The 8,449-nt window shown below is 41.7% G+C and carries 12 protein-coding genes; 4 read left to right on the top strand and 8 right to left on the bottom strand.

What is annotated here, in order from left to right; genetic code table 11:
- The first annotated feature begins 400 nt into the window (after positions 1-400).
- Both HWQ23_RS25265 and HWQ23_RS25260 read left to right on the top strand, forming a co-directional pair.
- Entirely contained in the window at positions 401-1,456 is a 1,056-nt protein-coding gene (locus HWQ23_RS25265) for a cyanophycinase (RefSeq protein WP_292834445.1), read from the top strand.
- 678 nt (positions 1,457-2,134) lie between these two features.
- Positions 2,135-3,091: an aldo/keto reductase gene (locus tag HWQ23_RS25260; RefSeq protein ID WP_292834442.1), complete on the top strand. Its 957-nt coding sequence runs from the start codon at positions 2,135-2,137 to the stop codon at positions 3,089-3,091.
- On the opposite strand, the gene HWQ23_RS25255 is transcribed toward HWQ23_RS25260, so the two are convergent.
- From HWQ23_RS25255 to HWQ23_RS25225, 8 genes are all read right to left on the bottom strand, one after another.
- The gene (locus HWQ23_RS25255; protein WP_292834439.1) at positions 3,039-4,247 is read right to left on the bottom strand and encodes a cysteine desulfurase family protein; all 1,209 of its coding nucleotides are present in this window, start codon (positions 4,245-4,247) and stop codon (positions 3,039-3,041) included. The two genes, HWQ23_RS25260 and HWQ23_RS25255, sit on opposite strands and share 53 nt — an antisense overlap.
- Positions 4,248-4,252: 5 nt before the next feature.
- Positions 4,253-4,879 (bottom strand): restriction endonuclease subunit R, encoded by a 627-nt coding sequence (locus HWQ23_RS25250; protein ID WP_292834436.1) that lies wholly within the window; start codon positions 4,877-4,879, stop codon positions 4,253-4,255.
- A gap of 75 nt (positions 4,880-4,954) precedes the next feature.
- On the bottom strand, positions 4,955-5,242 hold the full coding sequence (locus HWQ23_RS33495; RefSeq protein ID WP_365742650.1) for a hypothetical protein: 288 nt from the start codon (positions 5,240-5,242) through the stop codon (positions 4,955-4,957).
- Positions 5,226-5,606 (bottom strand): hypothetical protein, encoded by a 381-nt coding sequence (locus HWQ23_RS33490; RefSeq protein WP_365742647.1) that lies wholly within the window; start codon positions 5,604-5,606, stop codon positions 5,226-5,228. The genes HWQ23_RS33495 and HWQ23_RS33490 overlap by 17 nt, the downstream gene beginning before the upstream one ends.
- Positions 5,607-5,705: 99 nt before the next feature.
- On the bottom strand, positions 5,706-6,131 hold the full coding sequence (locus HWQ23_RS25240) for a hypothetical protein (protein ID WP_292834433.1): 426 nt from the start codon (positions 6,129-6,131) through the stop codon (positions 5,706-5,708).
- 3 nt (positions 6,132-6,134) lie between these two features.
- Positions 6,135-6,524 (bottom strand): hypothetical protein, encoded by a 390-nt coding sequence (locus HWQ23_RS25235; protein WP_292834430.1) that lies wholly within the window; start codon positions 6,522-6,524, stop codon positions 6,135-6,137.
- A 67-nt stretch (positions 6,525-6,591) separates the two neighbouring features.
- On the bottom strand, positions 6,592-7,071 hold the full coding sequence (gene bcp / locus HWQ23_RS25230) for a thioredoxin-dependent thiol peroxidase (protein ID WP_292834427.1): 480 nt from the start codon (positions 7,069-7,071) through the stop codon (positions 6,592-6,594).
- Positions 7,019-7,300, bottom strand: coding sequence for a hypothetical protein (locus HWQ23_RS25225; RefSeq protein ID WP_292834424.1), 282 nt, complete (start codon positions 7,298-7,300; stop codon positions 7,019-7,021). The genes bcp and HWQ23_RS25225 overlap by 53 nt, the downstream gene beginning before the upstream one ends.
- Before the next feature lie 131 nt (positions 7,301-7,431).
- Here HWQ23_RS25225 and HWQ23_RS25220 point away from each other — a divergent pair, with 131 nt between their 5' ends.
- On the top strand, positions 7,432-8,295 hold the full coding sequence (locus HWQ23_RS25220; protein ID WP_292834421.1) for an FAD-binding domain-containing protein: 864 nt from the start codon (positions 7,432-7,434) through the stop codon (positions 8,293-8,295).
- Positions 8,292-8,438, top strand: coding sequence for a hypothetical protein (locus HWQ23_RS25215; RefSeq protein ID WP_292834448.1), 147 nt, complete (start codon positions 8,292-8,294; stop codon positions 8,436-8,438). The genes HWQ23_RS25220 and HWQ23_RS25215 overlap by 4 nt, the downstream gene beginning before the upstream one ends.
- Positions 8,439-8,449 lie beyond the last annotated feature (11 nt).

The following is an 8,449-nucleotide window of genomic DNA, read 5'->3' as shown; positions in this document are numbered from 1 at the left end:
TAGCTCGTAATCATAGTAGCTCACCTGCTTAAGAATTATTTTATAAACACCCTCTTAGAGGAATGGAATCGGGGTTTCTAGTATACTTTGCGACTTCTCAAACACCTCTTACATGAAGTTGACACGCATGAGCTTTTTCTGTGCCTATACAACTATATGTGGTTCAATTAAAAAACAGTACAAACCCTGTACGCTGGAAATTCTACCCTCTCTAGTGCCACAGTTAAGCTAATGCGCGTCTAAATTGCACATTTTTTCGTTATAGCTGTCCTTTGTCCTTTGTCCAATTGTAAATACAAGTGACTAATGATTAATGACTAAGGGCAATTCTGACGAATAAATAAGTAATTAAAATGCGTAATAGCCTAGCAATAATTGCAGTTTGCTCCAGAAGCTTAGTATGACAAAGGCATTCCCAAGCATAGCAAGGCGCTTGAAAACTACAGGAATCAAGTTGTTGAACATGGGAAGATTCCTAATAAACCGTTTTATCGCAAACTGGAAACGCTACTTCCTGGGTGACACTGTTGATGTCCGCCCCTCCCCTTCCCCCTCCCCCTCCTTTGATGTCCGTCCTTCCTTAGCGGGCCCAGTCCTTACCTTAGGTGGGGGTGGCCCCGATGTCGATGATGCTATCCAGTGGATGATTAACCAAGTTAGGGGAGGTAGTAACTCCGCCACTAAAGTTAATGTTGTAGTTATCCGCACTAATGGTAATCACGATTACAATCGGCTAATTTATGCCATGAAGGGCGTAAACTTTGTGGAAACTCTTCTGATTAGCAATAGGGAAGAAGCAAACAAGGCTGATATTTTTGAAAAAGTCAAAAATGCTGATGTGATTTTCTTTGCTGGCGGCGACCAATGTCAATACATCCGCAACTGGAAAGATACCAAGCTTGAAACTGCCGTTAAGTCAGTTTACCTTAAAGGAGGTGGTATTGGTGGCACTAGTGCGGGTGCGATGATCCAAAGTGAGTATGTTTACGATGCTTGCGCTTCTTCCGAAAAAGGCATTGAAACTAGAGACGCACTCGAAGATCCTTACCGGGACATTACTTTTACTTACAACTTTTTCAATTGGAGCAATTTGAAGGGAACTATCGTAGATACACACTCCGACAGGCGGGAAAGAATGGGTCGAATTATGACTTTCATTGCCCGTCAAATTAAAGACGGTGTATCTAACAGTGTTTTAGGCATAGCGGTTAGTGAAAGTACATCGGTTCTTGTAGATAAAAACGGTTTGGTGAAAGTTATGGGTAGGGGTGCGGCGTATTTTGTACTTGGCAATCATCTGCCGGAAGTATGCGAACCCCGAACGCCTTTGACCTTTTCCAATTACAAAATTTGGAAAGTTCGCAGTGGCGACACCTTTAATTTGAGAAACAGACCAACCTCTGGGTACTATCTCAGGAGTGTCAAAAGGGGACGGATTGATTCAAATCCATATTAAATGGGGAGTGGGGAGTGGGGAGTGGGGAAAAGAGGACAAGCTAACAAGCTGGATGAACGGAGTATCAAAGGTGGATTCATCCAGTTCAAAGACTCGTTAAAAGCTCATGCGTGTCAACTTCAGGTGAAAACCAGCTTTTAGCAGATTACCTCGTACCTCGTTCCCAGTCTCCGACTGGGAATGCCCCTCATTGAGGCTCCGCCTCCCTTACTGGTGGCACCACCAGGAACTGCATTTCCAGCCTCTGGCTGGAAACGAGGTTTTAAAGGATTTTGAGCTTAAGTTGACACAAATGAGCATTGCTGTGCCCCTACCATGTGTTGCATCCAAACGAGAACTGCTATATAGCAGTCCTAAATCATTTGTGAAATTATATTTCTCTTTCTTCTTTCTTCCCTTTGCGCCCTTCTCTAACGAGACGCTACGCGAAAGCGAACTTTGCGGTTCTTTTTCAAATTTTATATTTTTCACGAATCAAATAGGATTGCTATATCTTCGAGCAAGTCTAGTGTATAAGTAATGTGTATCAACACAAGATTTAGGATTTAGTAATCCTACATAAGTAGGGATTAGCTGTCGTGTTTCCACCAGTAGTAATTCACACCTCAGATAGCGGTTGAGAAAATATTTGCAATCTAAACTAGCAATTGACTCAAAAATTCTTGGAGAAACATAGATATGCAAACCAAACAGCTTGGCAATTCGGAGCTTCACATTACCCCAATCGGCTTTGGAGCCTGGGCGATCGGTGGAGGTGGATGGGCTTTTGGTTGGGGAGAGCAGGATGACCAGGAATCGATCGCAGCGATCAATAGCGCTCTCGACCTCGGCGTTAATTGGATTGACACCGCAGCTATCTATGGTCTGGGACATTCTGAGGAAGTTGTTGCTAAGGCGCTCAAAGGTCGATCTGATCGCCCCTACATTTTCACTAAATGCTCTATGATTTGGGATGAAAAGCGCAAAATTGGTAACAGCCTCAAGGCGGATTCACTGCGACGGGAGGTTGAAGCTAGTTTGCGCCGACTCGACATTGAAACCATTGATCTCTACCAGATCCACTGGCCTAACCCAGACTCAGAAATCGAAGAAGGCTGGACGACTCTAGCCAAGCTAAAGGATGAGGGCAAGGTTCGCTATATCGGGGTTTCAAACTTCAATGTAGAACAGTTGAAACGTGCCCAGGAGATTGCACCAGTTACCTCATTGCAACCGCCTTATTCACTGGTTAAGCCCGATGTGGAAAAGGAAATTCTACCTTTTTGTCAGGAAAACAACATAGGTGTGATTGTTTATTCACCGATGCAATCTGGCTTGCTTACAGGAAAGATGACACCTGAGCGGGTTGCTAATTTCCCAGATAATGATTGGCGTAAGAATAATAGTGAATTTCAAGAGCCACGTTTATCGCGTAACCTGAAGCTAGTTGAGGTGTTGCAGCACATTGGTCAACAACACGATCGCTCCCCCGGTGAGGTGGCGATCGCTTGGACTTTAAACAATCCGGCGGTGACTGCGGCGATCGTTGGCGGACGCAATCCCAAGCAGGTGGAAGGAATCATCGGGGCTGGAGAATTTCGCCTCAATCAGCAGGAATTAGATCAGATTGGGGCTTTTCTGCGCGAGAATCCATAAAAGAGGTCTTACGTAAGCTTTGAATAGTAGCGATCGCATGTCTCGCCACTCGATCAATTTCCTCTTGGGTATTAAACCTGCCAATGCCAAACCGCACTGAGGCATAAGCTAGCTGTTCTGAATGTCCCAGTGCTGTCAGAACATGGGAGGGCGCAGTAGTAGCCGATGAGCAAGCAGAACCAGAAGAAACCGCCATTACTGGCTGCAATCCTAGCAAAAGTGCGGCTCCATCCACCCCTTCAACACTGATATTCAAGTTTCCCGCCAATCGCTGTTGAGGATGTCCGTTGAGATGAATTCCTTCAATTTGCTTCATCTGTTCCCACAAGCTTTGCCTTAACTGGGTAAGGCGTTGGGTTTCTGTTGCTTGTTCTGCCAAAGCGATTTCTACAGCTTTCCTAAAGCCGACAATTTGCGGTGTATACAATGTCCCAGAGCGCATCCCCCGCTCATGTCCGCCGCCGTGCTGCTGAGGAGCTAGTTGCACTCTGGGATTGCGCCTGCGGACGTACAGCGCCCCAATACCTTTGGGCCCATATACTTTGTGTGCAGTCAGCGACATCAAATCTATTTTCATCGCTTGCACATCCAAGGGAATTTTACCAATAGCTTGGGCGGCATCGGTGTGGAAAATGATATTGTGTTCATGGCAGATTTCCCCAATTTCTGCCAAAGGCTGTAACACACCAATTTCGTTATTTGCAGCCATCACCGATACCAAAATCGTCTCAGGACGGAAAGCTTTTTTTAACTCAGTTAAATCAATCAATCCATCTTTTTGCACAGGGAGAATAGTAATTTCAAAACCGAGACTTTTTAAATAATTACAAGGATCAATAACTGCACTATGTTCAGTGGCAACAGTAATAATATGCTGACCTTTTTTAAAATAAGCTTCAGCAACACCTTTAATAGCTAAATTATTCGCTTCTGTTGCACCACTCGTAAAAACAATTTCTTCTGGTGTGGCGTTAATTGCTGCTGCTAAAATCTCTCGCGTTTGTTTGACAGCAGCTTCTGCTTCCCAACCGTAAACATGACTAATACTCGATGGGTTGCCAAAGTTTTCTGTGAAGTAGGGGAGCATTGCTGCTAGTACCCGTTCATCTACGGGTGTAGTCGCGTGGCAATCAAGGTATATAGGACGAATAGACATAATTATTAACTCAAACTTTGACTCAAATTTTTTAATACGCTTAGAACCTGATACAGTTCATTTTTTCTCCTCAACAGCGTAAATTCATCAGACAACGCATACTTTGGTATATTTTGGTTAGTCAGTTTTACAAAAATGAAATGACTGCCATTTGTTACTAATCCAAAAGTAGGTTTGTCTTGATTAGGATTAGCCAACATATAAACAAGTGCTTGAGGTATGGCTTCTAAAAGAGAAAAGCTAGACCTTTTAGACTCAATTACTAACAACCAGAATTGTTCTTGAATAACTAAAATATCAATTCTACCTCTAATAATTTCTCCTTCATCTTCCGCAGAAATTTGTATTGATTGTTCGCCTCTCATATAAAAAGGCTCATCATAAAATCCAGCTAAGTTGAGTAAAGGAGATAAAACTACTAATTTCACCGTTTCTTCTGACAAAGGTGGACGCTTGACTAAACGGAGAAAATGAAGTTTTATTCTGTCTAAATCTGGCTTTTCTAAATCTGTAATTTCCGGTAAATTCTCAAACCATTCTGTAAAGAATGCCTCATCTTCAGCTAGCTGTAGACTAAATCTTTCTTCCAAATAGGCCAGTCCGACATTTTGTGCTTGGATAAATTGAACCATAATTCATTTTAAACATACAGCGTAAGTATTATAACACTGTTAGAGTATTAATGTAGATAGGAATAGCAAAGATAATTAAATTAAAACTTGACCTAATTTTTTTAATATATTTATAACTTTGTATAATTCATTTTTGCGTCTATACAAAGTGAATTTATCAGATAAATCATAGATTAATTTATCTCGTTTTATCAGCTTCATAAATTGGAAATCTTCGCCATTCATTACCAAGGAATATACAGGCTGCTCAGGCTGAGGATTTGCCAGCATATAAATCAGCGCTTGAGGAATCGCCTTTGCCAAGGAAAAATTAGACCTCTTAGATTCAATTATTAGTAACCATAACTTATCTTGGCAGGACATCAATTTTACCTTTGATAATTTCTTGAGTTTCTTCAGAATTTTCTTCATCATCAATAATAATTTCTTCACTAATTTCTACACTTTCTTCTGTAGCGATGTAAAAAGGATGACGATAAAAACCAGCTAAATCTAGCAGGGGAGACAATACCACCATTTTTACTGCTTCTTCTAAAAGAGGAGCATTTTCAAGCACGTTAAGATAGTTATTTTTAACTCTGTCTAAGGATTGTTTTTCTAACTCGGAAATTTCCGGGATGTAGTCAAACCACTCTGTAAAAAATTGCTCATTTTCAGACTTATGCAAAGCAAATTTTTGCTTTAAATAGGCAAGAGTGACATTTTGGGCTTGGATGACTTGAATCATGTTTATTTCAACTTGCGAGAAGTCTAATTTCTTACTTCAATCATCCCGGTGGTAGTTTATAGAGCAAATTCACCAGACTTTAAGATATCCTAATCGAGTCTATATCGGATTAACTTTTGAATCTACCCCCGAAACAAAGCCTGCTGCTGCTGGGCATAACTCCAATAATTCTTCTGCTGAGTAGATTTTATAATTTGAGTCGTAAACAATACAAGACCATTGTTTAGCAAACTTACAGGCAAACTCCAGCGCTAGTTGCTCACTTTCTGGAGTTTTGCTGACATCAAGTAGAATGTGAGTCTGAGGTTTAGCTGTAAGTTTTTGGGTTATTAGTTTCATTTCATCAGCATTAAAATTTTCTAATTCAGTGTTATCTAAAACCATCCAAACATGAGTATTATCTCTAGAAATACGCCCATCATATACATTATCTGGATGTAGTAATATTCCTAAATATTGCAAAAAACTCAAAAATTCCGATGGTTGAATCTCAGCACTAGAAATTAGAGAAATAGGTTCTGGCATCGCTTATGCTCCTAGTATAAATAGTAACTCTAATAATTCATCCTGAGTACGAACTATATAACTTCCAGTAGCGATGATATCTTGAGCCGGAGTTATTTTGTAATTAGGTGCGTAGAGAATAACTGGCTTCTTCAAGGGATTGAAGTCAGAGTTTGATATCAATTTTTGAATTTGCTTTAACTTACGAGCAGTTTGGGTTGTTACTTCAATGATAGCGTTGCTGGTTTCCACATCAATTTCGCCAATTTCACCATTTAGACCCACTGCTTTGTTGAAACCGACTAAATCAAACCCTGCTCGGATAATAGCATTAGCTACTTTACCTTCCAGAACTTTTTGAGGATTGATTGAGTTCAGCGCATTGATAATTGCTTGCTCAAATAGGCTGCTCACATCCTGCTTTTTTATTATAAATATGATTGACGTAGCATTGCTGTAACTATACCTGCATTCAGTCGCGTTATGTGACCGCTAATTCTCGTAATTTAGTTAAAACTGCCAGAGCATGACCTTTGGTTTTCACATTAGGCCAAGCATAGACAATAATTTTATCAGGTGAAATTAGAAAGGTTGACCGAGCAACACCCATATATTCTTTGCCCATAAATTTTTTTAAGCGCCAAGCGCCGTAGGCTTCTGTCAAAATATGTTCTGGGTCACTCAACAGGGTGATTGACAAGTTATGTTTGCTGATAAATTTACAATGGGATTTACCCAAATCTGGACTTACGCCTAAGATTTTCGCTCCCAGTTCGCTGAAGTCTTGATACAATTGGGTGAAATCTTTCGCTTCGGTGGTACAGCCCGGTGTGTCATCTTTGGGGTAGAGGTAGAGGACAATCCACTGACTGCTGAGGTCGTCGAGAGTGACTGAATTGCCATTTTGGTCAGGGGTGGAGAAATCTGGCGCTGTTTGTCCGGCTTGGGGAATGTTGCTCATAATGGAGGGTGTGAGAGATTGCGACCATTTTAGAATTGTACATATATTGAGCGATCGCACTGATATCATGTCCGCTTGATTGCTTATTAAACCCGAAGAACCCCACCCCGCCAAAGCTACGCTTTGTCTCCCCTCCCCGCAAGCGGGGAGGGGTTAGGGGTGGGGTGTAATGACTGTGGTTAGCATAACTAATTATGCGGACATGATATGATTCATCTTTGCTTACCATGAAAAAAGTTCTCTCATCAGGTTGAGAGCGATCGCCTGCGGCAATCCCTGCGGTCTACGCTTATATTTATCCGCCATAATAATGACTTAACCTACAAATATTTTTATCTATTCTCACCCTTCAAACTTCATATGTCTAAAGATATGCAACGCGAATTTACCAACCGCGATCAGTTGGTAGCCTACCTCCGCGAACAATTCCCAGATGCGGTACAACGCGATGACCACATCAGCGAAACCGTAGGGGGACGCAAAGCTGCACAAAAAGCGCTAGAAAAAATTGATGCAGTAAGCTACGCGCAAACACGTAATTTTTTCGCAGGTGCGGTCACGCGACTTTCGCCTTACATCCGCTATGGCGTTTTGAGTTTGCGAGAAATTCGAGATTATGTCCTTGAACGGGTACAGCAACAAAATGATGCTACGAAATTAATTAACGAGTTAGGCTGGCGCGACTACTGGCAAAGGTTATATGTCAACTTAGGAGATGGAATCTGGAAAGACCAGGAAGAGTACAAAACTGGTTACACTGTGGCTGAATATACACCCGAATTGCCGCAAGATATCAGACAAGCAACCACCGGCAGAGTTTGCATCGACAGCTTTAGCCATGACTTGAAAGAAACTGGCTATCTACATAATCACGCCCGAATGTGGCTAGCAGCTTACATTATCCATTGGCGGCGTATTCGTTGGCAAGCAGGAGCTAAGTGGTTTCTCGAACACCTTTTAGATGGAGATCCTGCTAGTAATAATATGTCATGGCAATGGGTTGCCAGCACTTTTAGTCAGAAACCGTATTTTTTCAACCGTGAAAACTTAGAACGCTACACCAAAAGCGTTTATTGCCAGAAATGTCCGCTTTACGGTCATTGTGATTTTGAAGGTAGTTATGAAGAATTAGAACAGCGACTTTTTCCTAAAGGGGAATTTAGCAAACAAGCCAATAGCCAAAGTTGGCAGCGTGGGAAGAAAGGTAAAAACCAAAAAACATGAATAAACCAATTGTTTGGGTACATGGAGATTGCCTCAGTCCATACAACCCAGTACTACAAAAATACCCCGATGCGCCAGCTATTTGGGTTTGGGACGAGGCTTTGATAGAGGAATGGCAGTGCGAATCGTTGGCTAGAAACTAAGACTCTTATGG

It is taken from the genome of Nostoc sp. JL33 (assembly GCF_017114985.1).
Classification (GTDB): domain Bacteria; phylum Cyanobacteriota; class Cyanobacteriia; order Cyanobacteriales; family Nostocaceae; genus Nostoc.
The sequence above is the reverse complement of the archived record's forward strand: the minus strand, read 5'-3'. Positions and strand labels throughout refer to the sequence as shown.

Excerpts from the sequence above, each read along its gene's own strand:
- HWQ23_RS33495 (WP_365742650.1), bottom strand. The coding sequence starts at position 5,242 with ATGTCCTGCCAAGATAAGTTATGGTTACTAATAATTGAATCTAAGAGG.
- HWQ23_RS25225 (WP_292834424.1), bottom strand. The coding sequence starts at position 7,300 with ATGGTAAGCAAAGATGAATCATATCATGTCCGCATAATTAGTTATGCT.
- HWQ23_RS25250 (WP_292834436.1), bottom strand. The coding sequence starts at position 4,879 with ATGGTTCAATTTATCCAAGCACAAAATGTCGGACTGGCCTATTTGGAA.
- HWQ23_RS25220 (WP_292834421.1), top strand. The coding sequence starts at position 7,432 with ATGTCTAAAGATATGCAACGCGAATTTACCAACCGCGATCAGTTGGTA.
- HWQ23_RS25260 (WP_292834442.1), top strand. The coding sequence starts at position 2,135 with ATGCAAACCAAACAGCTTGGCAATTCGGAGCTTCACATTACCCCAATC.
- HWQ23_RS25215 (WP_292834448.1), top strand. The coding sequence starts at position 8,292 with ATGAATAAACCAATTGTTTGGGTACATGGAGATTGCCTCAGTCCATAC.
- HWQ23_RS25255 (WP_292834439.1), bottom strand. The coding sequence starts at position 4,247 with ATGTCTATTCGTCCTATATACCTTGATTGCCACGCGACTACACCCGTA.
- HWQ23_RS33490 (WP_365742647.1), bottom strand. The coding sequence starts at position 5,606 with ATGATTCAAGTCATCCAAGCCCAAAATGTCACTCTTGCCTATTTAAAG.
- bcp (WP_292834427.1), bottom strand. The coding sequence starts at position 7,071 with ATGAGCAACATTCCCCAAGCCGGACAAACAGCGCCAGATTTCTCCACC.
- HWQ23_RS25240 (WP_292834433.1), bottom strand. The coding sequence starts at position 6,131 with ATGCCAGAACCTATTTCTCTAATTTCTAGTGCTGAGATTCAACCATCG.
- HWQ23_RS25265 (WP_292834445.1), top strand. The coding sequence starts at position 401 with ATGACAAAGGCATTCCCAAGCATAGCAAGGCGCTTGAAAACTACAGGA.